Genomic DNA, 25,378 nt, shown 5'->3' with positions numbered 1-25,378 from the left:
GGTGACGGACCGGTCGGCATATCGGAGAAGGCGTTGGCTGCGCGGCTGTGCCGCCGCGGTGGCGCTGCTGGCCGTGCCGGTCCTGCTGTCCCCCCTGCCGGCGGACGCCGCCACGGTGCCGGTGCGCGGCGGCACCCACAAGGAATTCGGACGGCTGGTCTTCGACTGGCCGGGCAAGGTGGATTTCACGGCGTCGGTGGACGGCGACCGGCTGGTCATCGCCTTCACCGAGCCCATCGACGCGCAGCTGGACCGTCTGGTGCGGGCGCTGCCCGGCTATCTGGCCGGCGGCCGGGTGGAGGCGGACGGCAAGACGGTCATCTTCGACCTGAAGCGCCCGGTCTCGCTGAAGAGCTTCCGCAACGGCAATGCCGTCGCCATCGACCTGTCCCCGGCTACGGCGCAATCGGCCGCGATCCAATCGACTGGGGCGCAATCCACTGCGGCGGGTTCGACGACGATGGAGTCTGCGAGGGCGGAGCCTGCGAAGGCGGAGCCCGCAAAGGCGGAAGCCGCCAAGCCGGTGCCGTCGGCCGGGCGGGTCCGGGTGCGGGGTGCCGACCAGCCGGACCAGAGCCGCCTGACCTTCGACTGGCCTTCGCCGGTCGGCTATTCGGTCAAGCGCGACGGGGCGGCGGTCACCGTCTCCTTCGACAAGGGCGGAACGGCCGACCTGTCGGCGCTGGCCAGGGCGACGCTGCGCAACATCCGCAACGTGGAATCCTACCGCCAGCCGGACGGATCGCTGGCCGTGACGCTGGCCGTGCCGCAGGACGCGGAGGTCAGCGACAGCGCCTCCGGCAAGAGCATTGTGCTTTCCGTGGGTAATCCCGGATCGCGCGCCGGCCTGCCGAAGACCGAGGCCGCGCCGCCGGTCGCTGGATCGCAAGGGGCGGCACCGCCGCCGGGCGGCCAGGGAAGCAGCCAGACCCCGGCATCCGGCGGGCCGATCGTGGCGTCCACCACCACCGTCCGCTCCGCAACCGCCGCCAACGCCGCGGCTGCGACGTCGGCTGCGCAATCGGCCGCCGCCCCGGCGGAGGTGAAGGCAGCGCCGCAGGCGCCCGCGGATGCGAACGCTCAGCCGGCGGCCGGGCTGCGGGGGCCGGTTCTGACCTTCGAGACCGGCGGGCCGTCGTCCATCGCGGTCTATCCACGCGCCGGGCAGCTCTACATCGTGTTCGACCGGCCGATGCCCATCGGCGCCGGCAAGCTCAGCGGCCCCGGTTCGGAGTTGATGGGGGCGGTGGAGCCGGTTCCGGCGACCGGCGGCAGCGTGTTCCGCACCAAGATCGGTCCGATGGTGTGGCCGACGGTGGAGCGGCAGGGCACCGCCTGGCGCATCCTGTCCTCCGGCCGGCCGGCCAACATGGGCAGCGCCGGCGACCTGCGGGTCGAGCCCGATCCTGATTTCCTGCTGGGTGCCCGACTTCTGGTCCGCGCGCCCGACGCTGCCAATGTCGTGCAGTTCGCCGATCCCGACGTCGGCGACCGCATCCAGGTGGTGCCGCTGCCCACCCCAGGGCGCGGCCTGCCCGAGCCCCACCGCTATCCCGACCTGGAGGTCATGCCCTCCTATCAGGGTGTGGTGGTGCGGCCGATCTCCGACAATGTGACGGTCCGCGCAATCAAGGAGGGGGTGGAGCTGACCACCGCCGGCGGTCTCCACCTCTCGCCGGCCGCCGATGCCGGCAATCCGGCCGTGGCGCCGCCGCCCGCGATGCCGGCCCCGCAGGCGGCACCCCAGCCGGTGCCGGCACAGCTTGCCGCCGCCCCGCAGCCGGTTCCGTCCACCGGCGGCGCCTCCTCCGCCATGGAACCGCCGAAGGCGCAGGCGGCCCCGGCCCAAGCCCAGGGTCGCCGCCTGTTCAACCTGCCGGCCTGGAAGCGTGGCGATCTCGACCAGTTCACCCAGGCCCGCCAGGACCTGCAGCTTGCCGTCGTCAACGCCCCGGAATCGGAACGGGCGAAGGCGCAGCTCGACCTCGCCCGCTTCTATTTTGCCAACGGCTTCGGTCAGGAGACGCTGGGACTGCTCGACGTGCTGCAGCAGAACCAGCCGGACCTGGAAGGCTGGCCGGAATTCCGAGCGCTGCGCGGAGCCGCCCGCGTGCTGGCCGGCGACCTCGACGGCGGCGAGGCGGACCTGTCGATCCCCGCCCTGGCCAACAACCCGGAAGCCAGCCTGTGGCGTGCCGCCATCGCCGCCGACCGGCGCGACTGGCCGAAGGCGATGGCGGGCTTCAAGGCATCGGGCCAGATCCTGAACAGCTACCCTGAGCCGATGATCGGCAAGCTCGGCCTGCGGGCGGCCGAGGCGGCGCTGGAGACGCGCGACACGGCGACCGCCAAGCGGCTGTTCGACCGCGTGATCGAACACAGCGGCCCGGAGCAGGAGGAGAATCCGCAGACCCAGTATCTGCGCGGCCTGCTCTATGCCCAGACCGGCGAGATCGATCAGGCGCGCGAGCAGCTGACCGCCGCCTACAATAGCTATGACCGGCTCTATCGCGCCAAGGCGGGGCTGGCGCTGACCAATCTGGAGCTTTCCGAAGGCAAGATGTCGCCGACCGCGGCGGCGGAGCAGCTGGCCGGTCTGACATTCACCTGGCGCGGCGACGATCTGGAGATGCAGATCCGCTCGCGCATGGGGGAGGTGCTGATCGCCGGCGGCGAATATGCCAAGGGCTTCAACACCATGAAGGAAACGGCTGCCCTGGTCGCCGACACGCCGCGGGCGGAGGCGATCACGCGCGAGATGTCGCGCATCTTCGCCGACCTGTTCAAGGACGGGGCGCAGCGCCTGCCGACTCTGGACGCGATGCAGCTCTACGACCAGTTCCGCGAACTGACTCCGGTGGGCGAGGCCGGCGACGACATCATCCGGCAGCTGGCGGAACGGCTGATCTCCATCGACCTGCTGAACCGCGCCGCCGATTTGCTGCAGCATCAGGTGGAATTCCGCCTGTCCGGGCTGGACAAGGCGCGGATCGGCACGCGTCTGGCCTCCGTCCGCCTGCTCGACAACAAGCCGGAAGAGGCGCTGAAGGCGCTGGAGCTGTCGAACGTCGCCGGCCTGCCGGCCGAACTCGCGGCCGAACGCCGGCTGATGCAGGCGAAGGCGCTGGCCGAGCTGAACCGCGGCGAGGAGGCGATGCAGCTGCTGGCGCAGGACGACAGCGGCAACGCCAACCTGCTGCGGGTCGACATCGCCTGGAAGGGCCAGAAGTGGGATGCGGCGGCGCTGGCGCTGAACAAGGTGATCGGCCCGCCCCCGGCGGCAGGAAAGCCGCTGGACCCCAACATGTCGCAGCTGGTTCTGAACCGGGCGGTGGCGCTGGCCCTGGCCGGCGACGGCAACGGGCTGAACCTGCTGAAGAGGGACTTCGAAGGGGCGATGAAGGGCGGTCCGAACGAGGACGCCTTCCGCATCCTGACCCGCCCGGAGCAGGCGATGGGGCTGATCGATGTCGGGACCATCCGCTCCCGCGTGGCGGAAGTGGATATGTTCAAGAAGTTCCTGAAGGAATACCGCGGCGCCAAGCAACCCGCGGACAAGCCCACGTCCTGAAGAATCTGAGGCGGCGGAACGCGCCCTTGGGGGCTCGGACCCGCCCCGCCGCCCCGTCCGCGCCGTTACTTCGGCAGCAGGACCTTGTCGATGACGTGGACCACGCCGTTCGACTGCTGCACGTCGGCGATGGTGACGCGGGCGGTGTTGCCCGACGCGTCGGCGACCATCACGGCATCGCCGGACTGGGTGAATGTCAGCGGCATGCCTTCCACCGTCTTCAGCATCGCCTTGCCGTTGCCCTTCTTGATGTCGGCCACGAGGTCCTTGGCGTCCAGCTTGCCGGGGACGACGTGGTAGGTCAGAACCTTGGTCAGCTGGCCCTTGTTCTCCGGCTTCAGCAGCGTGTCGACGGTGCCGGCGGGCAGGGCGGCGAAAGCCTCGTTGGTGGGGGCGAAGACGGTGAAGGGGCCCTTGCCGCTCAGCGTGTCGACCAGCCCGGCGGCCTTCACGGCGGCGACGAGCGTGGTGTGGTCCTTCGACTGGGACGCGTTCTCCACGATGGTCTTGTTCGGGTACATCGGCGCGCCGCCGACCATCTTTTCCATGGCGGCATTGGCGCAACCGGCAAAAAGAAGGGCGGCGATCGCCACGGTGGCAACCTTCTTCATAGCATTCCCTCTTATCGGTGAAGGTCCGCTTCCCGCGGACACAGCACCGTTACGGGGAAGGCTTCCGGTCAGATCACAGGGAGTTGACGGCGAAGCGCCGATTCTTGTGCGTGCGAAAGGGGTAATTCTTTGGAAGTGCTTTGCCCCGACCCATAGGACGGGGCAAAGCGCGACGTTCCCCTACAACTGCACCTGCGTTCCCAGCTCCACCACCCGGTTGGGCGGCAGCTTGAAGAAGTCGGTGGCGCTGACCGAGGTGCGGGACATCACCACGAACAGCTTCTCGCGCCACAGTGCCATCTGGGAGTTCATCTGCGGGATCAGCGTCTCGCGGCCCAGGAAGAAGGAGGTCGCCATCACGTCGAACTCCAGCCCGAACGCCTTGCACAGCCGCAGCGCCTTCGGGATGTTCGGTTCCTGCGAGAAGCCGTAGCGCACGGTGATGCGGTAGAAGCCCTCTGCCAGCCCCTCCACCACCACGCGATCCTTGGCGGGCACGCGCGGCACGTCCTCCACCACCACGGTAACGAAGACGACACGCTCGTGCAGGACCTGATTGTGCTTCAGATTGTGCAGCAGCGCGATCGGCACGGTGTTGGAGCTGGAGGTCATGAAGACCGCCGTCCCCTTCACCCGGTGGATGTCGGTGGATTTCGCCTGTCGCTTGATGAAGGCGTCGAGCGGCAGCGACTCCTCCGCCAGCCGCATGGTCAGCACGGCCCGGCCGCGGCGCCAGGTGGCCATCAGGCCCAGCGTGATGACCGCGATCACCAGGGGCACCCAGCCGCCATGGGGGATCTTCACCGCGTTGGCGGCGAAGAAGGAAATCTCCACGGTCAGGAACACCGCACCGACGGCGAGGCACAGCGGCAGGCTCCAGTTCCAGCGCCGCCGCGCCACCACCAGGAACAGGGTGGTGGTGATGATCATGTCGCCGGTCACCGCGATCCCGTAGGCCGCCGCCAGCCGGCTGGAGGACTGGAACACCACCACCAGCCCAAGCACCGCGGCCAGCAGGCCCCAGTTGGCGCGGGGGATGTAGATCTGCCCCTCCTCCTCGTTGGAGGTGTGGCGGATGTCCAGCCGCGGGCAGAGGCCCAGCTGCACCGCCTGCCGGGTCAGGGAGAAGACGCCGGAGATCACCGCCTGGCTGGCGATGACGGTGGCGGCGGTCGACAGGCCGATCAGGGGATAGAGCCCCCATTCCGGCGCCAACAGGTAGAAGGGGCTGCGCACCGCCGACGGATCGCTCAGCAGTAGCGCGCACTGCCCCAGATAGTTCAGCAGAAGCGCCGGCAGCACCACGGTCAGCCATGCCACCTGGATCGGGCGGCGGCCGAAATGGCCCATGTCGGCGTAGAGCGCTTCGCCGCCGGTCACCGCCAGCACGACGGCGCCCAGCACCAGGAATCCGGCCACCCCATGCTCGATGAAGAAGGACACGGCATAGACCGGGCTGAAGGCGACCAGGACGCCCGGCTGCTGCACCACCTCCACCAGCCCCAGGATGCCGAGCGTGGAGAACCACGCCAGCATGATCGGGCCGAACAGCGCGCCGACGCGCGAGGTTCCGTGGCTCTGGATGGCGAACAGGGCGATCAGGATGGCGACCGTCAGCGGCACCACCACCGACTCCAGCGCCGGTTCCGCCACCTCCAGGCCCTCGACCGCCGACAGCACGGACATCGCCGGGGTGATCATGCCGTCGCCGTAGAACAGGGCGGCCCCGAACAGCCCCAGCGCCGTCAGCAGGGTCAGCCGGCCCGACGCATCGGGCCGCGTCTTCGACGCCAGTGCCAGCAGGGAGAGGATGCCGCCTTCGCCCTTGTTGTCGGCCCGCATGACGAAGCCCACATACTTGACGGTGACGACCATCACCAGGGCCCAGAACACCAGCGACATGATGCCGAGGATGTTGTCGGGGTCAGCGGCAGCCCGTGTTCGCCGCCGAAGCATTCGCGCAGCGTGTAGAGCGGGCTGGTGCCGATGTCGCCATAGACGACGCCGAGCGCGCCCAGGGTCAGCGTCGCGAGCTTGCCGTTGTCTGGCGGCGCGGCCTTCAAAGCGGTGTCAGTCATGCAGTGGTTGCGGTCCGAGGTTGGTCCGTCGTTTGCGATGGCGCCCGGTGCGACGGTGACAGCCCGCACTGTCCAACGCCGGTCCGGCGGTGGCGACAGGTCGGAGCCATCCGGCGGGCCGGCCCCCAGCCGCTCCCCCGCCGACGCTCATCGGCTTCCTCATACGCGTTTACGAGCGCGGACGCCAGCGCCCGCTTGCGCGGCGAAGCCCAAGTGCGGGGGATGCGACGAAGTGCCCAGGGCAGTTCGCGCTCCGCGTGTGCTCTCTCCCGCAGCCGCCTTCAAGAGGGGACCGTCTTCAGAGCGTCCCGAAGCTGCGCGCCAGCGATCCGGCGATCAGGTACCAGCCGTCGACCAGCACGAAGAAGATGATCTTGAACGGGATGGCGACCATGGTCGGTGGCAGCATCATCATGCCCATCGACATCAGGATCGACGACACCACCATGTCGATGATCAGGAAGGGCAGGAACAGCAGAAACCCGATCTCGAACCCGCGCTTGATCTCCGAGATCATGAAGGCCGGGACGAGGACGTGCAGCGGCATGTCCGACGGTTCCGGCACCGACTGGATGCGCGCCATGTCCATGAACAGCCGCAGGTCCTTCTCGCTGGTGTGGTTCAGCATGAACTCGCGCAGCGGCGCCACCGTGCGGCGGAACGCCTCCATCTCGTCGATTTCCTGGGCAATCAGCGGCTGGATGCCCTGGGTGTAGCTGCGCTCGAACACCGGGGCCATCACGAAGAAGGTCAGGAACAGGGCCAGCGACATCATCACCGTGGTCGGCGGCACCTGCTGCACGCCCAGCGCGTTGCGCAGGAAGGACAGCACGATGACGATGCGGGTGAAGGCCGTCATCATGATCAGGATCGACGGCGCCAGCGACAGCACCGTGATCAGCGCCACCATCTGGACGATGCGGCCGGTCGCGGTGCCGCCGGCGTCGCCCAGGTCGAAGGTCAGGCTCTGCGCCAGCGCCGGCCCGGCGCCGAGGCCGACGGCGGCCCCGACGGCCAGCGCCAGCAGCAGCCCGGCGGACAGCGGCTTCCAGCTGCCGGCGATGCGGCGGAGGAGGACCGACGTCATTGCGGCTGGCTCCCGGTCGCGGCCGGAGGCGCCGGAACGGGGAGCGCCGGGGAGGGCGCAGACGGCGTGTCGGCCGCCCTATCGGTCGACTTGGCGAGCGCGCTGTCGAAGCCGCCGGCCGTGCCGCTGTCGACCAGCAGGTCGCCATTGGCGCTCAGCAGGATCAGATGCTCGCGGTCGTCGCGGCGGACCAGGATCAGCCGCCGCTTGGCGTCGATCGGCAGCGCCTCCACCACGCTCAGCCGGCGCTGTCGGGCGCGGCCGCGGACGGTGCCGCCGGCCATGCCGACGCGGCGCATCACCCAGGCGACGACCATGATCAGCGCCACCACGAAGAACAGCGCCAGCAGGAAACGGATATACTGATCGAGATCCATGGAAGCGGCAGGCTTTCTGTATCAGGGCAGGTCGTCGGTGCGGCCGGGGCCGGAACGCCCGTAGGCGGCGGCCGCGCGCTGGCGGGCGGTGTGCGGATCGTCGCGGCCGGCCAGCGCGGCGGCGATGGTCTGTTCGCGCTTGGCCTGCTGATCGGTCAGGGCTGCGGCCAGCGGGTCCAGTGCCGCCACCAGATCGCCGAGCGGGCCGAGCAGGGCCCGCGCCTCGTTCCGCGACATTCCCTCCGCCTCGGCGCAGAGGCGGGCGATGCTCTCCTCCAGCCCGGCAAGGTCGATCAGGACGCCGGCCTCGGCCTCCTGCCGCGCCTCCTCCAGGGCGGCGCCGAGGCTTGCCGCCCGTTCGGCGAGTACGGCCACGGAGTCGGCGCCTTCAGGGGAGCGGGGCGGGGATGGCGGACGGGTCACGGCTTGTCCTCCATATGTACGGCGGGCGAGGGGGCGGCGGGCATGGGTTTGGCTGGATCTTCCGCCTGCAGTTCCGGCGGCAGGGTGCCGTTGGCGCGGTAGACGTGGGCCAGGATCTCCGCCACGGCGGCGATGGCCTCCACCGGGATGTCGCTGTCGACCTCGATCGCCGACAGGATCTCCACCAGATCGGCGTCCTCGCGCACCTTGACGCCGTTGGCGAAGGCGACCTCCAGGATCTGCTCCGCCACCGTTCCCTTGCCGGTGGCGACGATCCGCGGCAGCGTCTCGGTCCCCAGCTCGTACTTCAGCGCGACGGCGACCGGACGCCGCGCAGGCATGCGCCCGGACGGACGCGGGGACGCGCCAGCCGGCTGCGATGCGGGGGTGCGGGACTGCGCGGACAAAAGGCGGCCTTTTCAAGGGGTCCTTCCTGGCCCGCATCCTGGACCGGTAGGCTTAACGAACTGTAAAGGCGGTCGCCCGGCACGATTCGCGACCACCGGGATTCATCCTTCGTTAACGCAAACGGGCGACCATTGGGAGTGCTGCCTTGCCGTCCTTTGTGTCGGCCGCGCGGCATCGTTTGGCGGGACACTCGGCATCAGGGACGGGATCAGGGCCATGGACCTCGGAAATCTCGGCATCTTCAAGCTGATGTCGCGCAAGATGGACTGGCTGACCCAGCGTCAGGAGGTCGTCTCGCAGAACATCGCCAACGCCAACACGCCGGAATACAAGGGCCGCGACCTGAAGCCCTTCACCTTCCGCGACGCGCTGGGCGACAACCGTCGGCTGACCCCTGTGGCGACGAATCCGTCCCATCTGGCCGGCACGCGCGGTGCCGGCGGCCTCGCCAAGGAAGAGAAGTTGCGCGACCCGTACGAGACGGCGCCGGACGGCAACAACGTCGTCCTTGAAGAGCAGATGATGCGGATGAGCCAGAACGCGATGGATTACCAGACCATCACCAACCTGTACAAAAAGCAGGTCACGATGATCAAGTCGGCGATCCGCTCCGGCGGCTGAGCGGGTGTCTTGCGGATAGCGGTTGTTTGAGGAGGCGGTTGCTATGGATCTCTACAAGTCGATGGCGGTGTCCGCCTCGGGCCTGAAGGCGCAGGGCACGCGCCTGAGGGTCATTTCGGAGAATCTGGCCAACGCCAACACCACGGCGGAAACGCCGGGCGATCTTCCCTATCGGCGCAAGACGGTGATCTTCAAGAACGAGCTGGACCGGGCGATGGACGTCGAGAAGGTCCGCGTCGCCAAGGTCGGCGTCGACAAGGGCGACTTCCAGCGCCGCTACGACCCGTCCCACCCCTCGGCCGACGCCGACGGCTATGTCCTGCTGCCCAACGTCAATTCGGTGGTGGAGGCGATGGACATGCGCGAGGCGCAGCGCAGCTACGAGGCGAACCTGTCCGCCATCGACACCGCGCGCCAGATGCTGACCCGCACCATCGACATCCTGCGCACCTGATACCGTCCGCTCCACCGTTCCATCTCCCTGACCGACCGGAAACGCCGCCATGATCAATCCGCTGAACGCCGCCGCGGCCTACGCCACCACCGCCGCCAAGACCACCGGTCCCGGCATGACCGCGCGCGACGGCGTCTCATTCGGCGACGTGCTGGAGCAGGCGGCCAAGGAGAGCATCGGCACCCTGAAGAAGAGCGAGGACATGTCGGCGCTGGCCGCGGTCGGCAAGGCGGACCTGAACGACGTGGTCCAGGCCGTGACCAATGCGGAAGTGACCCTGCAGACCGTCACCGCCGTCCGCGACAAGGTGCTGAACGCCTATCAGGAAATTCTGCGCATGCCGATGTGACGGCGGGCCGTCGCCCCGCAACCGCATCGAAGCAGCCGCACCGAAGCAGCAGTCATCGTCATGAGCGAGACCGAAGTCATCGAGCTTTGCCGCACCTCGATCATCACGCTGGTGATCGTGTGCGGGCCGATTCTCGTCATCATGATGATTCTCGGCACGGTCATCTCGATCTTCCAGGCCGTCACCCAGATCAGCGAGCAGACGCTGGCGATGGTGCCGAAGGTGATGCTGGTCTTCGGGCTCAGCATCCTGCTGATGCCCTTCATGCTGGGCAAGCTGACGGAGTTCTTCGAGCATGAGGTCGCCGACCGCATCGTCGCCATCGGCGTCGGCGCCCACGACAACGGCGGCGCTCCCTTCACGCCCGGCACCGGCATAACGCCGGCCCCGGCGCCGACCCCCGCCGCGGCGGGCGGATGAACGTCCTCCAGCAGCTTCTGGGCGAACAGATCTTCGTCTGGATGTTGGTCTTCCTGCGGGTCGGCACCGCCTTCAGCGTGATGCCGACCATCGGCGACGCCTTCATCACCCCCCGCACGCGCCTGCTGTTCGCGCTGGCGGTCAGCGTGGTGGTGGCGCCGGTAATCCGGCCGCAACTGCCGCCGATGCCCGGCAGCCCCTTCCAGCTTCTGGTGCTGGCGGCCGGCGAGATGACGGTCGGCATCTTCCTCGGCACAATCGCACGGCTGCTGATGGGCACGCTTGAGGTCGCCGGAACGATCATCAGCCTGCAGAGCGGCCTGGCCAACGCCCAGATCTTCAACCCCGCGCTGGCCACCTCAGGGTCGCTGCCGGGTGCGCTGATGGGCTGGCTGGGGCTGCTTCTGCTGTTCGTGACCGACCTGCACCATCTGCTGATCATGGCGGTGGTCGACAGCTATGTCACCTTCACGCCGGGGGCTGCGATCCCGGTGGACGACATGGCGAACGTGGTCGGCCAACTGGTGTCGAAGACTTTCCTGCTGGGGGTGCAGATGTCGGCCCCCTTCCTGATCACCGGCATGCTGTTCGCCCTGGCGCTCGGCCTGCTGAACAAGCTGGCGCCGCAGGTGCAGGTGTTCCAGATCTTCACCTCGGTCCAGGTGCTGCTGGGGCTGTTCCTGTTCGCCCTGACCCTGGGCGCCATGATGCTGTTCTGGCTGTCGCGCTTCGAATCGAGCTTCGTCGAGCTTCTGAAGCCGCTATAGAGGAAGGAAGCCGATGTCTTCGGAAGAGCCGGACGAGTCCTCCAAAACAGAAGACCCGACATCCAAGAAGCTTGACGAGGCCCACAAGGAGGGCCAGTTCGCGATGACGCGCGAGGCCGCGAACTGGCTGATGGTCGCGGCGATGCTGGTGGTCCTGATCTCCATCCTGCCCGGCACGATGAAGGGGATGGTCTTCCGCCTGAACTACTACTTCGAGAATCTTGACCATTTCACCTTCGATCGCGCCGGGGTCGGGGCGCTGCTGTACCGGGTGATGGCCGATGTCATGTGGGCCCTGTGGCTGCCGATCCTGCTGTTCGTGGTGGCCGGCGTGCTGTCGACCGTCGGGCAGACCGGGTTCCACGTCTCCTGGAAACTGATCGAGCCGAAATTCTCCAAGCTGAATCCGCTTCCCGGCCTGATGAATCTGTTCAAGGCCGACCAGGCGGTGGAACTGCTGAAGAGCATCGCCAAGCTGGCGGTCGTCGGCGGCGTCGCCTACATGGCGCTGAAGCCGATGTTCGCGGGGGTCGAGGCCTTCATCGGCATCGACATGATCGCGATGCTGCTGCAGCTCGATTCGCTGACCACGCGCCTGCTGATCTGGGTTCTCGTGGTCCTCACCTTCATCGCCGCCGGGGACTTCATCTGGCAGAAGACCCAGTTCGACAAGAAGATGAAGATGACGAAGCAGGAGGTGAAGGACGAGCACAAGCAGGCGGAAGGCGATCCCACGGTCAAGGGCCGCATCCGGCAGCTCCGCTTCGAACGCGCGCGCAAGCGCATGATGGCAGCGGTGCCCAACGCCGACGTGGTGGTCACCAACCCGACCCACTTCGCAGTGGCCTTGAAGTACGATCCCAGCCAGATGGGCGCGCCGCTGGTGCTGGCGAAGGGCGTGGATCAGGTCGCCTTCAAGATTCGCGAGATCGCCGAATCGAACAATGTTCCGGTCATAGAGAACCCGCCTCTCGCCCGTGCGCTCTATGCCGCATGCGATATCGACGAGGAAGTCCCATCCGAGCACTATCGGGCGGTCGCCGAAGTCATTACCTATGTCTTCAAGCTGAAAGGCCGGTCGCTGCGCAACTGATGCGCGTCCGAAGCGGTTGACGGCATCGGGTGGGACGACTGACCTTCGCGCGCTCTGACATTTGGGGCTTGGGGTTCTGGTGCCTGGAGATCTGGTGGACGAAACGACTTCCCTTTCCGACAGCGCACGCAACGCAGCCCGCCGTGCGGCACCGTCCGGCGGGGCCCTGATGCTGCTCCAGTACTGCGTGGCGCCGGCCGGGCTGCTGGTTCTGGCCGCCGGCCTGCTGCTGGACCGTGAAGAGATCGGATGGATTGGGGCGGTGCTGGCGGCGGCGGGGGTGGCCCTGCTGATCGGCCGCAGCATCGCCGTCGTCCGGCGGTCGGCGCGCATCGGCGCGCTGCTGGGCGGGGCGCTGGAAGGCATGCCGGCGGGTCAGCTGGTCTGCGACGGCTCCGACGAGGTGGTCTTCGTCAATGCGGCCTTCCGCGAGCTTGCCGGCTGGCGCCGCGGCGAGCGGCCGCTGGATGCGCTGGCGCGCCAGTTCTCCGACGATCCCGACAGCGCGCGCGAGTTCCGCCGCCTGCGAGAGCGGGTGCGGGCGGGTGCCGCGGCGTCGGCCGAACTGGCGATCCCGGCGCTGGACCACAATCCGCCGGAATGGCGCAAGGTGCAGGGCCAGCCGGTGCCCGGTTTCCCCGGCTCCGTCCATTGGCGGATCGAGGACATCACCGCGCGGCGCGAGCTGGAGCATGTGATGCTGCGCGAGCAGGCCAAGCTCGCCGACTTCATGGAGCATGCGCCGGTCGGCTTCTTCTCCGTCGATCAAAACGGCCAGTTCCTGTTCGTCAACGCCACCCTGGCCCAATGGCTGGAGGCTTATCCCGGCGACCTGACCGATGGGGAAGCGCGCCTGCACGGCATCCTGGCCGCGCCGCCGCAGTCCGCCGCCCCCTACGACCTGTTCGATCATGGCGGCAGCGAGCAGCGCGGCGAGCTGACCATGGTGGGCTTGCGCGGCCGGCGGTTCCAGGTGGCGGTGGCGCAGAGCGTGGTCCATGGCGACGACGGGACGATCCACACCCGGTCGGTGGTGCGCGACCTGTCGCCCGAACGCGAATGGCAGGAGGCGCTGCGCCAGTCCGAACAGCGGTTCCAGCGCTTCTTCGAGGATGCGCCGATCGGCATCGCGCTGGTCGACGAGACCGGCCAGCTGACCGAATGCAACGAGGCGTTCCTGGCGCTGATCGGCAGCGAGGCCGGCAGCGTCATCAACCGCCCGATGGCCGACCTGATCGTCCCGGCGGAGCGCGAGGCGGTCACCGCCCGGCTGAAGTCGGTCCAGGGCGGCGCCGACCCGGCCCATCCGCTGGAGGTGCGGCTGTCCGGCGGGCGGGAGCTGACGGCCCAGCTCTATGCCCGTCGCCTTGCCAACCCGGTCCGCACGGACGGGCGCGGCGAGGCGGACAGGAACGGGCTGGGCGTCGGCCTGATCCTGCATTTCATCGACATGACCGAGCGCAAGAGCCTGGAGGCCCAGTTCGCCCAGTCGCAGAAGATGCAGGCGGTGGGCCAGCTGGCCGGCGGCGTCGCGCACGACTTCAACAACCTGCTGACGGCGATGATCGGCTTCTGCGACCTGCTGCTGCTGCGGCACAAGCCGGGCGACCAGTCCTTCAGCGACATCATGCAGATCAAGCAGAACGCCAACCGCGCCGCCAACCTCGTGCGGCAGCTGCTGGCCTTCTCGCGCCAGCAGACCCTGCAGCCGCGCGTCATCAACGTGACGGACGTGCTGGCGGAGTTGGCGAACCTGCTGCGCCGGCTGATCGGCGAGAACATCGAACTGAAGATGATCCATGGCCGCGACCTGGGGCTGGTCAAGGTGGACCAGAACCAGCTGGAGCAGGTCATCATCAATCTGGTGGTCAACGCCCGCGACGCCATGGCCGGTGGTGGTAAGCTGACCATCAACACCACCAACTACGTCGTCACCCAGCCCGAGCGGCGCGAGCATGAGACGGTGCCGCCCGGCAGCTACGTCTCAATCGAGGTGATCGACACCGGTTGCGGCATCGCGCGGGAGAACCTGCAGCGTATCTTCGAGCCGTTCTACACGACCAAGGAGGTCGGGTCGGGCACAGGTCTCGGCCTGTCGACGGTGTACGGCATCGTCCGGCAGACCGGCGGCTTCGTGCTGGTCGATTCGGCGGTGGGGGAGGGGACGACCTTCACCATCCTGCTGCCGCACCACCAGGGTGAACTGCGCCCGGTCGACACCGCCGAACCGCGCGAGCGGCGCGGCAGCGACCTGACCGGCAGCGGCACCATCCTGCTGGTGGAGGACGAGGACGCGGTGCGCGTCTTCTCCGCCCGTGCGCTGCGCAACAAGGGCTATCAGGTGCTGGAGGCCAAGAACGGCGAGGCGGCGCTGCAGCAGATCGAGGCCAACGGCGCGTCCATCGACCTGCTCATCACCGACGTGGTGATGCCGCAGATGGACGGCCCGACGCTGGCCCGCCATGTGCGCAAGCTGCGTCCGGAGATGCGGGTGATCTTCATCTCCGGCTATGCCGAGGACCGCTTGGGCGAGATCGACGGCGTCGAGGTTGCCCATTTCCTGCCCAAGCCCTTCTCGCTGAAGCAGTTGGCCTCCAAGGTGAAGGAGGTCATCCGCGACGGGCGGTGAGGGGTTGGGGAGGGGGCAAAATCCCATCTCGCAGGCCCCTCAAAAATAGGAACACACAGGCAACATCAGTCCTTGCAAACGAGAACGAAGAGAGTACATTTAGCCTCGTTGCAAGAGCGCCGACCGTGTGTTCTAAGAGAGGGGTACCGGGCATGTCGTCCGCACAGCTTCGTTTGGTCGAGAAGGATTCCATGGACAAGCAGAAGGCGCTCGATGCCGCCCTGAGCCAGATCGAACGCGCGTTCGGCAAGGGCTCGATCATGAAGCTCGGCGCCAAGGAGAACTTGGTCGAGACGGAGGTTGTGTCCACCGGCTCGCTGGGTCTCGACATCGCGCTGGGCATCGGTGGCCTGCCGAAGGGCCGCATCATCGAAATCTACGGGCCGGAAAGCTCGGGCAAGACCACGCTGGCGCTGCACGCCATCGCCCAGGCCCAGAAGGCCGGCGGTACCTGCGCCTTCGTCGATGCGGAGCACGCGCTCGACCCGTCCTACGCCCGCAAGCTCGGCGTCAACATCGACGAACTGCTGATCTCGCAGCCGGATGCCGGCGAGCAGGCGCTGGAGATCGCCGACACGCTGGTGCGCTCCGGCGCCATCGACGTGCTGGTGGTCGACTCGGTCGCCGCGCTGGTTCCGCGCGCCGAACTGGAAGGCGAGATGGGCGACAGCCATGTCGGCCTGCACGCCCGCCTGATGAGCCAGGCGCTGCGCAAGCTGACCGGCTCGATCTCCAAGTCGAACTGTCTGGTGATCTTCATCAACCAGATCCGCCTGAAGATCGGCGTGATGTTCGGCAACCCGGAGACGACGACCGGCGGCAACGCGCTGAAGTTCTACGCCTCCGTCCGCCTCGACATCCGCCGCATCGGTTCGATCAAGGACCGCGAGACCGTCGTCGGCAACCAGACCCGGGTCAAGGTGGTGAAGAACAAGATGGCCCCGCCTTTCCGCGTGGTCGAGTTCGACATCATGTATGGCGAGGGCGTGTCGAAGGTGGGCGAGTTGCTCGACCTCGGCATTCAGGCCGGCGTGGTCGACAAGTCGGGTGCGTGGTTCAGCTATGACGGCACCCGCATCGGCCAGGGCCGCGAGAACGCCAAGAACTATCTGCGCAACAACCCCGAGGTCGCCGACGCGATCGAGGCCAAGATCCGCGGCAACGCCGGTCTGGTCGCCGATGCGATGATGGGCACCCCGGAAGCCGACGGCGAAGCCTCCTCTCCGGAGTGACGCCGCGGCGTGTGGGATGAAAAGCCCCGCCTTCCGGAAGGGAGGCGGGGTTTTTGCTTTTGGTGGTGTGGATGATGCGGGGGGCGAATGCCCCTCCCTAACCCTCCCCACCTTCGGTGGGATAGGGAACTGCCGCTGCTTCGTGATCAACTCACGCCCACAAGCATCCTGCCCCCTCTCCCTCGAAGAGGGGGCAGGATGGGGAGGGGGCACCCGGCAGCCTACACCCCACCAACGCGGCCCCTCACACATCCACCACCATATGCGGCCGGAACGCCCCCTCCAGCGTCAGCAGCAGGTGCAGGTAGACCGCCACCTTGCGCGCGCGGTCGGTGTTGCGGGCGAGGCAGTCGCGCAGCTGTTCCGCCAGCCGGGCAGTCTCCTCGTCCTGTTCCGGTGCGGCGGCGGTGACCGCTTCGACGATATGTTCGGGATCGACGGGGAGCGGGGCTGCCGGGTCCTTCAGCAGGGCCTCGGCCAGTGCCTCTTCGTCGTGATGGACAGCGGGCTGAGCGGTAGCGGGTGGTGGTGCGCGCCGCGACAGATGGCTTCGCAGATTGTCCTTCAGCCGCGTCCGCTGGCGCTCGTCCAGCCCGTCGAACTGATCGACTTCCTCGAACAGAAGGTCATAGAGGCGGCGGCGTTGCGGATTGGGCGGGTTGTGGTCGCGCCGTTCCCGTTCGCGGTCGTGTCGTTCCTGGCGCGGGTCGCGGCGGTGGTTGCGGTCTGTGGCGCTGCCGGCCCGCTCGACGCCGGCGGTGGTGCGGACGCTGAATTCCGGAGGGCCGATACCGCGGCCGGAGGTGAGATTGCCGGACATGAGCCGCCTCCCGGGAAATGTTTCCCCTGCGAATCAAGTCTGGCAGAGCCGGCGCTTTCGTCAATCCGAAAGCGCCGGCTTGTCCCAGGTCAGTCGCCGGCTCCGGCCCCGACGGCGTCGTCGGCCGCCGGCTTGCTCTTGCCGAAGCCGATGGTGGGGAAGACGTTGATCAGCGCGGTGATGAAGGCGGCCAGATAGGGCAGCGACTGCACCACCAGCAGACCCGACCACATGAAGGCGTCGCGGTTTTCGTGGCCGAAGACCATAACGATGGCCAGTGCGGCACCCCACAGCGACACCAGCAGCACCAGCTCTTCCCGCGCCATCAGGAAGGCCTGCATCAGCGCCGGCTGGTTCTCGCACTTCGGCGTGCGGACGAAGGGCCGGCCGGAGGTGAAGATGCCCAGCCACATGGCTCGGCCGACCGTATGGGTCAGCGCCATGCCGGCCACCGCCGCGCCGACCTTGTCCCAGAAGCCGCACTTCACCCGCGCCTCGTAGAGCCAGAGCGAAGCGCCGACCTTGAAGGCGAAGACGCTGAGCGTCGGGATCATGAAGACGTTGGGCGGGAACTCGAAATATTTCGGGAAGGCCATCAGGCCGATCGACCACAGGATGCCGGCGATGCCGAAGATCATGTGGGCGGCGTCGGCGAACCAGGGCAGCCAGCCGGTGATGAAATGGTACTTCTGGCCGGCCGTCAGCTCCTTGGCACCCGGCGACAGCTGCCGCCAATGGTGCTTCAGGATCTGCACGGCGCCGTAAGCCCAGCGGAAACGCTGCGTCTTGTAGGCGGAGAAGCTGTCGGGGACGAGGCCCTTGCCATAGCTCTCCGGCATATAGACGGCCTCATAGCCATGCTCGAACAGGCGCAGGCCGAGATCGGCGTCCTCGGTGATGCACCACTCGCCCCAGCGGCCGACCTTTTCCAGGGCCGACTTGCGGATGATGGTCATGGTGCCGTGCTGGATGATCGCGTTGCGCTCGTTCCGCTGGATCATGCCGATGTGGAAGAAGCCGGCATATTCCCAGTTGGTCATGCGCTGGAACAGGTCGTGTTCCCACTCGCGATAGTCCTGCGGCGACTGGACGAAGCCGACCTCCGGCCGGTTGAAGTGCGGGATGGTCGCCTTCAGCCAGTCGGGATGGACCTGATAGTCGCTGTCGATGACGGCGATGTGTTCGGCATCGGGCGCGGTCTGCGCCAGACCGAAATTCAGCGCACCGGCCTTGAAGCCCGGCCAGTTGTCTAGGTGGAAGAAGCGGAACTTCGGCCCCAGCTTCTTGCAATATTCCTCGACCGGGCGCCAGACGGCCGGATCCTTGGTGTTGTTGTCCAGCAGCAGGACTTCGTAGTTCGGGTAATCGAGCCGGGCCAGCGCGTCCAGCGTCTGCATGACCATGTGCGGCGGCTCGTTGTAGCAGGGCACATGGATCGACACCTTCGCCGCGTTCGGCAGCGGGGCGGCGGAGCAGGGGACGAACTTGCGCTTGAACTTGTGCTGCCAGACGACCTCCGTCAGCTCCATGCCGTCGATCAGCATGACCGCGAACAGCACCAGCTGGCAGAAGATCAGCAGGCCCCAGGCGATTTCGGTGGTGAGCGCGAGGCCGGCGGCCGACGCGGCGCTGACGGTGAAGACCAGGACGGAAGCCACCGCCTGGATCAGCGCGCCGTAGAAGATCTGCCCGCCGATCTTCAGGTCGCTGCGGCGCCACAGGAAGAACACCAGCGGCAGGAAGCCCAGAGCCACGGCGGTGGCGCACTTGACCTCCCAGTTGCGGATCTCCTGCACCCCGCCGATCATCGGGAATTTCGGGTTGCGCTGATAGTCCCACAGGCCCCAGCTGGTGCCCGCCGTGCCCTCGATCTCCCGCTTCCAGGGCTGGTCGAAGGCTTCCATGATGAAGTAGTCGAGCTTGTTCTGCGCGGCGACGTTCAGGAAGTTGCGGATGAACTTGGCCTGGTTGACCTGGCTGGCCTCGGCGCCGCGGCGCCACGGGCCGTCGGCCGGCCAGCCGATTTCGCCGATCAGGATGTGCTTGTTCGGGAACTTCTGCTTCAGCTCGTTGTAGCGGAACATGGCGTAATCGACCGACTGGTCGACCGGAACGCCTTCCCAGTAGGGCAGCAGGTGGACGGCGAGGAAGTCCACGGCATCGGCCAGTTCCGGGTGCTTCAGCCAGACGTGCCACGGCTCGGCGATGGAGACCGGGACGTTGACCTTCTTCTTCACCCGCTTGACGTACTCGATGGCCTGCGGAACGGTCAGGTCGGCGCGCAGGATCGCCTCGTTGCCGACCAGCACGCGGCGCACGTTGCTGTTGGCCCGCGCCAGCTTGATCAGGCCGGCCAGCTCGGGTTCGTCGATCTCGGGCTTGCCGGCGGTCCAGGCGCCGGCGGTGACCGGCAGGCCATGCTTGGCGGCGATGGCCGCAACCATTTCCGAGCCGTCGGTGGTGGAATAGGTGCGGACGGCCTTCACGGCGCCTTGCAGCGCGGCCATGTCCTTTTCAATGTCGTCTGCGGTCGCCTTGTCGCCCTTCGACGGGCTCTTGTCGGTGTGGAAGGGGGTATAGGCGACGCCGGTGATGGCGCCGGCCCAGGACCGTTCGTCCACCGGGCGGTTCCACAGCGCCCAGAGGGCGACGTTGCCGAGGATCACCAGGATCAGAACCGCGAAGGCTGATTTGCGCATGTGGGTCGTTCTCGCTCGCCGCACCAAAAACATGGATACGGCCCGGAAAATGGCGCAAAGCGACTGTTGCCGCCCCGACCATGACCCGGACCGAACTCAATCATCGTCCAACGAATGCCGCTGCGCCGTATGGCCGGCGCGCACGGCCTTCTATACAAGCTTCGCGGTTGCCCCGCCACTGCCGGCTATAACAGAGCAGCGTCCGGTTTATTCCCCGAGTTGCGTCCCCGGGACGCCACCAACGGAGTGAAGCATGTTTTCCCTTAACGAACGGCTACGGGCCGACACCCGCCATGTGACCGATCTGGATCTATGCCGGGTGTTGCTGATGAACAACGCCCTGTGGCCATGGCTGATCCTGGTGCCGATGCGCGAGGATGCGGTGGAAATCCACCGGCTTGACGAGGGCGATCAGCTGGCCCTGATGCGCGAGATCGCGCTTGCCTCCCGCGTGGTGGAGCGGCTGTTTGCGCCGGACAAGATGAATGTCGGGGCGCTGGGCAACATGGTGCCGCAGCTGCACGTCCATGTGATCGGCCGGACGCGCGGCGATCCGGCCTGGCCCGGCCCGGTCTGGGGGCCGGCCATGCCCGGCCCTACGAGCCGGCGGAGGCGGAAGTGCTGGTGGGTCGGCTGGCGGAGGCCCTGCGCGCGGGCGCGTGAACTTTGCCGGGGCTGGGGTGTTTGTGTGGTCAGCCACCATTTTGGGAGACCGCCGCCATGACCGACCAGGACCGCCCCAAATCCGTGACCTCCGACGCGCCGTCGGACGCCGCCCAGCGAATCGAGGACAAGCTGGTCGACAAGACCGGCAAGGCGTCCGGCGATCCCGACAAGCCCGTCCAGAAGAAATGGGAGGAGATGGGCGAGCGGGAGGAGATCATCGAACGGAGCCAGCGGGAAGGTGGCGGCGGCTGAAGGGCGAACTGTTGCCCCCTCCCTAACCCTCCCTAACCCTCCCCGCCCTCGGCCGGCCAAAGGCCGGTCCGATCGCGGGAGAGGGGACTGCCGCCGCGATGCGAATCCACCCTCTCCTGCGAAGCGGGGAGGGTGGGACCCACGCGCCAGCGTGGGAGGGTGGGGGCAATCGGGCCCCTACCGCTTCACCGTGCAGCTCAGCGAGAGCACGTCCGCGGCCTTGTCCAGGTCGTCGGCGCGGACCAGCACATAGTCGGTGTTGTAGGTGGAGATCGCGAAGATCGGCACATGAGCCTGGGCCAGCGGCACCGCGATGCGGGCCAGGATGCCGAACAGGGAGAAATCCACCACCCCCTCCACCCGGAAGGCACGCCAGCCGCGTTCGGCCTTCACCCCGTCGGGAACGCGGTCCTCGCGGCAGAGGATCGACAGCTCCTCGCCGGTGCGGGTGGCGCCGACCAGCGGGTCGGTCCAGTCCAGCCAGTCGGGCAGGCCGCTGCCGGGGGGCAGCTGCGCCACCGCCAGCCGGTCGGGCAGCACAGACAGGGTCAGGCCCGTCTGCTCGCGCACCAGCGCCGCGGTCAGCGTCGCCTCGTCCACCTCGAAGGGCTTCAGGATGCGGCGGGCGCGGGCGGCCAGCGACGGCACGCCGGAGCGCATGGCGCGGCCCAGCATCTCCGCCGAGGTGGCGCGCAGGTTCGCGTCCGATTCGGCGAGGTCGACCACGGCCTGCAGCGCGCTGGTCTGGACGATGCGGCTGGGGCTGTTCTCGAACCAGTCCGCCAGCAGGACAGCGGCTCGGTGGCGCTGTTCGTCGTCCATGGTCAGGCGCGGCACGATCTGGGCGATGTGCCAGCGCACCTCCGCCTGCTCGATGGCGACGGCGTCGGTCAGCAGATGGTCGACATACGGATCGAGCCAGCCGGGGTTGCCGCGAGACACCCGCTCCAGCGCATCGGCGGCGCGCATGCGCACGCTGGCATCCTTGTCGAACAGGCAGCCGACCAGTTCCGCCAGCTTGCCGCGGTCGGCCGAAACCTCGTCGGCGACGGAGGGGGCATCGCCCACCGTCCGCCGGTCGCCGCGCGCCAGCCGGCGGGCGAGCGACGCGTCGCGGGTCAGATCGTCCATCTCAGCGCCGCCCGGTCGGACGGCCGAAGCGCGACGGCGTGCCGAAACGCGACGCGATCTTGGCGCCGGTCGGCTTGGGCGGCGGCGGTGGAGGGGGGCGGCGGGGTTTCGCCGCGCGGCACGCCGCCGCCCGACGCCATTTCCGCCAGATCCTTCACCAGCTTCTGCACGCTGCGCACCCGAGCCTGCGGATCGGGCCATTCGCGGCTGTAGACCAGCTTGTGGTCAGGGCGCAGCTTCATCAGCGTCAGGTGCTGGGCGATGTAGGTCAGCAGCTTGGCCGGCTCGGCATAGAAATTGTCGTGGAAGGCGAGGACCAGACCCTTCGGCCCGGCATCGACCCGGTCGATGTTGGCCTGCTTGCACCAGCGCTTGATGGTGACGACGTCCAGCAGGTTCTCCACCTCCTCCGGCAGCTTGCCGAAGCGGTCGATCAGTTCGGCGGCGAAGCCGTCCACCTCCGCCCGGTCGACCAGATCGGCGATGCGGCGGTAGAGCGACAGGCGCACCGTCAGGTCGGGGACGTAGCTTTCCGGGATCAGCACCGGCGTGCCCAAATTGATCTGCGGCACCCACTCCTGCGCCGCGGCGGCGGCCACCGCCCCCTCCTGCATCGCCGCGCGGGCATTGGCGACGGCCTCCTCCAGCATCTGCTGGTAAAGCTCCACGCCAACTTCGCGCACCTGCCCCGACTGTTCCTCGCCCAGCAGGTTGCCGGCGCCGCGGATGTCCATGTCGTGGCTGGCCAGCTGGAAGCCGGCGCCCAGACTGTCCAACGTCTCGATGACGTGCAGGCGCTGCTGGGCGGTGCTGCTCAGCGGCTTGTTGGGGGCGTAGGTCAGATAGGCGTAGCCGCGCTTCTTCGACCGGCCGACGCGGCCGCGGATCTGGTAGAGCTGGGCCAGCCCGAACAGGTCGGCGCGGTGGACGATCAGCGTGTTGGCGTTGGGGATGTCCAGGCCGCTTTCGATGATGTTGGTGGCGAGCAGCACCTCGAACTTGCCTTCGTCGAAGGCGGTCATCACCTCTTCCAGCTCGCTGGCCGCCATCTGGCCGTGGGCGGTGACGATCTTGACCTCCGGCACCAGTTCGCGCACCCGTTCCGCCACCTTCGCCAGATCCTCCACGCGCGGGCAGACATAGAAGGTCTGGCCGCCGCGGTAATGCTCGCGCAGGATCGCCTCGCGGATTACCACCGGGTCGTAGGGCAGGACGAAGGTGCGCACCGCAAGACGGTCCACCGGCGGCGTGGCGATCAACGACAGCTCGCGCACGCCGGACAGCGCCATCTGCAGCGTGCGCGGGATCGGCGTGGCAGTCAGGGTCAGGACGTGGATGTCGGCGCGCAGCTCCTTCAGCCGTTCCTTCTGCTTCACGCCGAAATGCTGCTCCTCATCGACGATGACCATGCCCAGCCGCTTGAAGTCGAGCCCCTTGGCGAGCAGGGCATGGGTGCCGACGACGATGTCGGCCGTGCCCTCCGCCAGTTCCTTCTTCACCAGCGTCTGTTCGCGGGCGGTGACCATGCGCGACAGCTGGACCACGCGCACCGGCAGCCCGGCAAAACGGGTGGAGAAGGTGCGGAAATGCTGGCGCGCCAGCAGGGTGGTCGGCACGACGACGGCGACCTGCTTGCCGCTCATCGCCACCATGAAGGCGGCGCGCAGAGCCACCTCGGTCTTGCCGAAGCCGACGTCGCCGCAGACCAGACGGTCCATCGGCCGGCCGCTGCCGAGATCGGTGAAGATGTCCTCGATCGCTTTCAGCTGGTCGTCGGTTTCGGGATAGGGGAAGCGGGCGGCGAATTCCTGATAGACGCCCTCCGGGGTCAGCACCGGATCGGCCTTCTTCAGCATGCGTTCCGCCGCGATCTTCAGCAGGGCTTCCGCCATGTCCTTCAGGCGCTTCTTGACCCGCGCCTTGCGGCCCTGCCAGCCCGCACCACCCAGCTTGTCGAGCTGGACGTTGGCGTCCTCGGAGCCGTAGCGCGACAGCACCTCGATGTTCTCGACCGGAACGTAGAGCTTGTCGCCGCCCTCGTAGATGATGCGCAGGCAGTCGTGCGGGGCGCCGGTGACCTCCAGCGTCTCCAGCCCGTCATAACGGCCGATGCCGTGGTCCATGTGGACGACGATGTCGCCTTCATGCAGGGCGGAATGCTCGGCGATGAAGTTGGCGGCCTTGCGCTTCTTCTTGGCCGGGCGGACCAGACGGTCGCCCAGGATGTCCTGTTCGGTGATGACGGCCAGATCGGCGGAGGTGAAGCCATGCTCCATCCCCAGCACGATGGTGCCGATGATGCCGCGGTCGAAGCGGCGGACATCCTCCATGCTCTCCGCCGGCTCCAGGCCGGGGATGCCGTGGTCGGCCAGCACGTTGGACAGGCGGTCGCGCGACCCGGCGGAATAGCCGGCGATCAGCACCCGCCGCCCGTCGGCGCGCAGCGCCCGGATATGGTCCTTCACCGCGTCGAAGACGTTCACGTCGGGGCGGTTGCGCTCCTCAGCGAAGTCGTGGCCGCGCTTGCCGCCGGCGTCCACCGTGCCCTTGATGCCGGGGGGCGTGGAGAAGATCTGGAGCTGCGCCAGCGCGCGCTCCGCCATCAGCGCGTCCCAGCCGGTGGAGTCGAGGAACATCGAGGCGACCGGCACCGGCTTGTAGACCGGCGAGCCGGTGCGCTTCTCGATGGTCATCATGCTGTCGCGCGAGGCGTGGAAATCCACGATCTGCGCGATGCGGGCGTCGCGCGCTTCGTTCGCCTGATGGTCCAGGCTGACAATGCCGCGCGGCAGGTAATCCAGCACCGTATCCATGCTCTCGTGGAACAGCGGCAGCCAATGCTCCATCCCGCCATAGCTGCGGCCGGCGGAAATCGCCTCGTACAGCGGATCGTCGTCGGTCACCGCGCCGAACAGCTCGCGGTAGCCGGAGCGGAAGCGGGCGATCCCGGCATCGTCCAGGAACACCTCCGACATCGGCTTCAGCTCGACGCGGTCACGCTTGTCGGTGGTGCGCTGGGTCATCGGGTCGAAGGCGCGCACCCCCTCCAGCTCGTCGCCGAACAGGTCGAGGCGCAGCGGCTCCTCCGTGCCGGGCGGGAACAGGTCGACGATGCCGCCGCGCACCGCGAACTCGCCCGGCTCCCGCACCGTCTGGGCGCGGGTGTAGCCGTTGCCGGCGAGGTAGCGCTGCAGCTTCTCCAGGTCGATCCGGTCGCGCAACTTGGCGGAGAACACCGCGTCCTTGAAGGCGCTGCGCGGCGGCACCTTCTGCACCACGGCGTTGACGGTGGTCAGCACGATCAGCGGGGCCAGCCCATCGCGGTTCGACGCCGCCTCTCGCCGGGCGATCAGCCGGGTCAGCGTGTCGATGCGCCGGGCGACGATGCCGCCGTTCGGCGACACCCGGTCATAGGGCAGGCAGTCCCAGGCCGGGAAGGTCAGCATCTCCAGTTTCGGCGCGAAGAAGGCCAGAGCCTCCGCCAGCAGGGCGCAGCGCGTGTCGTCCAGCGCCACATGCAGCAGGCCATAGGCCCCGGCCTTCTGCGCAAGCTCCGCCAGGATGCGGGCGTCATGACCCTCGGGCGCGCCGCCGATCAGGAGACGGCCGGCGCGGCCGGGCTGGAGATCGTAACTGACCAAAGGAGGATGCCTCGGAGAAGGGGAACGCTGGTCGTGGAGCCTTGACCGG

Annotated in this window: 20 protein-coding genes and 1 pseudogene; 11 read left to right on the top strand and 10 right to left on the bottom strand. The window is 67.8% G+C overall.

The features are described 5' to 3' along the window. Window position 1 precedes the first annotated feature (1 nt). The gene (locus AB8P05_RS03130; RefSeq protein ID WP_472758771.1) at window positions 2–3,571 is read left to right on the top strand and encodes a tetratricopeptide repeat protein; all 3,570 of its coding nucleotides are present in this window, start codon (window positions 2–4) and stop codon (window positions 3,569–3,571) included. Between the two features lie 65 nt (window positions 3,572–3,636). Here AB8P05_RS03130 and AB8P05_RS03125 read toward each other — a convergent pair whose 3' ends face one another. From AB8P05_RS03125 to AB8P05_RS03100, 6 genes and pseudogenes are all read right to left on the bottom strand, one after another. Further along, on the bottom strand, window positions 3,637–4,182 hold the full coding sequence (locus tag AB8P05_RS03125) for a fasciclin domain-containing protein (RefSeq protein WP_455171849.1): 546 nt from the start codon (window positions 4,180–4,182) through the stop codon (window positions 3,637–3,639). A gap of 180 nt (window positions 4,183–4,362) precedes the next feature. Beyond that, window positions 4,363–6,260 (bottom strand): annotated as a pseudogene (locus AB8P05_RS03120) (potassium transporter Kup). 298 nt (window positions 6,261–6,558) lie between these two features. Beyond that, the gene (gene fliP / locus AB8P05_RS03115; protein ID WP_472758770.1) at window positions 6,559–7,347 is read right to left on the bottom strand and encodes a flagellar type III secretion system pore protein FliP; all 789 of its coding nucleotides are present in this window, start codon (window positions 7,345–7,347) and stop codon (window positions 6,559–6,561) included. Continuing rightward, complete coding sequence (locus AB8P05_RS03110) at window positions 7,344–7,724, bottom strand: FliO/MopB family protein (RefSeq protein WP_472758769.1); 381 nt, start codon at window positions 7,722–7,724, stop codon at window positions 7,344–7,346. Before AB8P05_RS03110 ends, fliP begins: the two co-directional genes overlap by 4 nt. Window positions 7,725–7,745: 21 nt before the next feature. Continuing rightward, the gene (locus tag AB8P05_RS03105) at window positions 7,746–8,099 is read right to left on the bottom strand and encodes a hypothetical protein (protein ID WP_472758768.1); all 354 of its coding nucleotides are present in this window, start codon (window positions 8,097–8,099) and stop codon (window positions 7,746–7,748) included. A 44-nt stretch (window positions 8,100–8,143) separates the two neighbouring features. Further along, window positions 8,144–8,488: an EscU/YscU/HrcU family type III secretion system export apparatus switch protein gene (locus AB8P05_RS03100; protein WP_472758767.1), complete on the bottom strand. Its 345-nt coding sequence runs from the start codon at window positions 8,486–8,488 to the stop codon at window positions 8,144–8,146. A 283-nt stretch (window positions 8,489–8,771) separates the two neighbouring features. On the opposite strand from AB8P05_RS03100, the gene flgB reads away from it, so the two are divergent. The 8 genes from flgB (at window position 8,772) to recA (ending at window position 16,120) form a co-directional block, all read left to right on the top strand. Next, window positions 8,772–9,176, top strand: coding sequence for a flagellar basal body rod protein FlgB (gene flgB / locus AB8P05_RS03095; protein ID WP_472758766.1), 405 nt, complete (start codon window positions 8,772–8,774; stop codon window positions 9,174–9,176). Window positions 9,177–9,219: 43 nt separating this feature from the next. Beyond that, window positions 9,220–9,630, top strand: coding sequence for a flagellar basal body rod protein FlgC (flgC, locus tag AB8P05_RS03090; RefSeq protein WP_455171842.1), 411 nt, complete (start codon window positions 9,220–9,222; stop codon window positions 9,628–9,630). 49 nt (window positions 9,631–9,679) lie between these two features. Continuing rightward, window positions 9,680–9,979 (top strand): flagellar hook-basal body complex protein FliE, encoded by a 300-nt coding sequence (gene fliE / locus AB8P05_RS03085; protein ID WP_472758765.1) that lies wholly within the window; start codon window positions 9,680–9,682, stop codon window positions 9,977–9,979. 60 nt (window positions 9,980–10,039) lie between these two features. After that, entirely contained in the window at window positions 10,040–10,399 is a 360-nt protein-coding gene (locus tag AB8P05_RS03080) for a flagellar biosynthetic protein FliQ (protein ID WP_472758764.1), read from the top strand. After that, window positions 10,396–11,166 (top strand): flagellar biosynthetic protein FliR, encoded by a 771-nt coding sequence (fliR, locus tag AB8P05_RS03075; protein ID WP_472758763.1) that lies wholly within the window; start codon window positions 10,396–10,398, stop codon window positions 11,164–11,166. The genes AB8P05_RS03080 and fliR overlap by 4 nt, the downstream gene beginning before the upstream one ends. 13 nt (window positions 11,167–11,179) lie before the next feature. Then, window positions 11,180–12,259: a flagellar biosynthesis protein FlhB gene (flhB, locus tag AB8P05_RS03070; RefSeq protein ID WP_472758762.1), complete on the top strand. Its 1,080-nt coding sequence runs from the start codon at window positions 11,180–11,182 to the stop codon at window positions 12,257–12,259. A 94-nt stretch (window positions 12,260–12,353) separates the two neighbouring features. Next, a complete protein-coding gene (locus AB8P05_RS03065) occupies window positions 12,354–14,888 on the top strand; it encodes an ATP-binding protein (RefSeq protein WP_472758761.1) in 2,535 nt (844 codons plus the stop codon). Between the two features lie 152 nt (window positions 14,889–15,040). Then, a complete protein-coding gene (gene recA, locus AB8P05_RS03060; protein WP_472758760.1) occupies window positions 15,041–16,120 on the top strand; it encodes a recombinase RecA in 1,080 nt (359 codons plus the stop codon). Window positions 16,121–16,364: 244 nt separating this feature from the next. On the opposite strand, the gene AB8P05_RS03055 is transcribed toward recA, so the two are convergent. Beyond that, window positions 16,365–16,940, bottom strand: a complete 576-nt coding sequence (locus AB8P05_RS03055; protein WP_472758759.1) for a hypothetical protein — start codon at window positions 16,938–16,940, stop codon at window positions 16,365–16,367. Window positions 16,941–17,029: 89 nt separating this feature from the next. After that, complete coding sequence (locus AB8P05_RS03050; RefSeq protein WP_472758758.1) at window positions 17,030–19,639, bottom strand: glycosyltransferase family 2 protein; 2,610 nt, start codon at window positions 19,637–19,639, stop codon at window positions 17,030–17,032. Window positions 19,640–19,892: 253 nt separating this feature from the next. Here AB8P05_RS03050 and AB8P05_RS03045 point away from each other — a divergent pair, with 253 nt between their 5' ends. Beyond that, window positions 19,893–20,363, top strand: coding sequence for an HIT domain-containing protein (locus AB8P05_RS03045; protein WP_472758757.1), 471 nt, complete (start codon window positions 19,893–19,895; stop codon window positions 20,361–20,363). Then, window positions 20,360–20,557: a hypothetical protein gene (locus tag AB8P05_RS03040; protein WP_472758756.1), complete on the top strand. Its 198-nt coding sequence runs from the start codon at window positions 20,360–20,362 to the stop codon at window positions 20,555–20,557. The genes AB8P05_RS03045 and AB8P05_RS03040 overlap by 4 nt, the downstream gene beginning before the upstream one ends. Window positions 20,558–20,734: 177 nt before the next feature. Here AB8P05_RS03040 and AB8P05_RS03035 read toward each other — a convergent pair whose 3' ends face one another. Further along, window positions 20,735–21,688, bottom strand: a complete 954-nt coding sequence (locus tag AB8P05_RS03035; protein ID WP_472758755.1) for an ACT domain-containing protein — start codon at window positions 21,686–21,688, stop codon at window positions 20,735–20,737. Continuing rightward, on the bottom strand, window positions 21,676–25,329 hold the full coding sequence (gene mfd, locus AB8P05_RS03030) for a transcription-repair coupling factor (RefSeq protein ID WP_472758754.1): 3,654 nt from the start codon (window positions 25,327–25,329) through the stop codon (window positions 21,676–21,678). Before mfd ends, AB8P05_RS03035 begins: the two co-directional genes overlap by 13 nt. Window positions 25,330–25,378 lie beyond the last annotated feature (49 nt).

The organism is Azospirillum sp. VT-I1, from assembly GCF_055698305.1.
Note: the sequence above shows the minus strand (reverse complement) of the source record. Positions and strands in the feature narration are given on the sequence as shown.

What these genes read in the sequence shown, in the direction of transcription:
- fliP (WP_472758770.1), bottom strand. Translation starts at nt 7,347, where the DNA reads ATGACGTCGGTCCTCCTCCGCCGCATCGCCGGCAGCTGGAAGCCGCTG.
- flhB (WP_472758762.1), top strand. Translation starts at nt 11,180, where the DNA reads ATGTCTTCGGAAGAGCCGGACGAGTCCTCCAAAACAGAAGACCCGACA.
- AB8P05_RS03040 (WP_472758756.1), top strand. Translation starts at nt 20,360, where the DNA reads ATGACCGACCAGGACCGCCCCAAATCCGTGACCTCCGACGCGCCGTCG.
- AB8P05_RS03100 (WP_472758767.1), bottom strand. Translation starts at nt 8,488, where the DNA reads ATGCCTGCGCGGCGTCCGGTCGCCGTCGCGCTGAAGTACGAGCTGGGG.
- flgC (WP_455171842.1), top strand. Translation starts at nt 9,220, where the DNA reads ATGGATCTCTACAAGTCGATGGCGGTGTCCGCCTCGGGCCTGAAGGCG.
- flgB (WP_472758766.1), top strand. Translation starts at nt 8,772, where the DNA reads ATGGACCTCGGAAATCTCGGCATCTTCAAGCTGATGTCGCGCAAGATG.
- AB8P05_RS03110 (WP_472758769.1), bottom strand. Translation starts at nt 7,724, where the DNA reads ATGGATCTCGATCAGTATATCCGTTTCCTGCTGGCGCTGTTCTTCGTG.
- AB8P05_RS03050 (WP_472758758.1), bottom strand. Translation starts at nt 19,639, where the DNA reads ATGCGCAAATCAGCCTTCGCGGTTCTGATCCTGGTGATCCTCGGCAAC.
- AB8P05_RS03080 (WP_472758764.1), top strand. Translation starts at nt 10,040, where the DNA reads ATGAGCGAGACCGAAGTCATCGAGCTTTGCCGCACCTCGATCATCACG.
- fliE (WP_472758765.1), top strand. Translation starts at nt 9,680, where the DNA reads ATGATCAATCCGCTGAACGCCGCCGCGGCCTACGCCACCACCGCCGCC.
- fliR (WP_472758763.1), top strand. Translation starts at nt 10,396, where the DNA reads ATGAACGTCCTCCAGCAGCTTCTGGGCGAACAGATCTTCGTCTGGATG.
- AB8P05_RS03035 (WP_472758755.1), bottom strand. Translation starts at nt 21,688, where the DNA reads ATGGACGATCTGACCCGCGACGCGTCGCTCGCCCGCCGGCTGGCGCGC.
- AB8P05_RS03045 (WP_472758757.1), top strand. Translation starts at nt 19,893, where the DNA reads ATGTTTTCCCTTAACGAACGGCTACGGGCCGACACCCGCCATGTGACC.
- AB8P05_RS03125 (WP_455171849.1), bottom strand. Translation starts at nt 4,182, where the DNA reads ATGAAGAAGGTTGCCACCGTGGCGATCGCCGCCCTTCTTTTTGCCGGT.
- recA (WP_472758760.1), top strand. Translation starts at nt 15,041, where the DNA reads ATGTCGTCCGCACAGCTTCGTTTGGTCGAGAAGGATTCCATGGACAAG.
- AB8P05_RS03055 (WP_472758759.1), bottom strand. Translation starts at nt 16,940, where the DNA reads ATGTCCGGCAATCTCACCTCCGGCCGCGGTATCGGCCCTCCGGAATTC.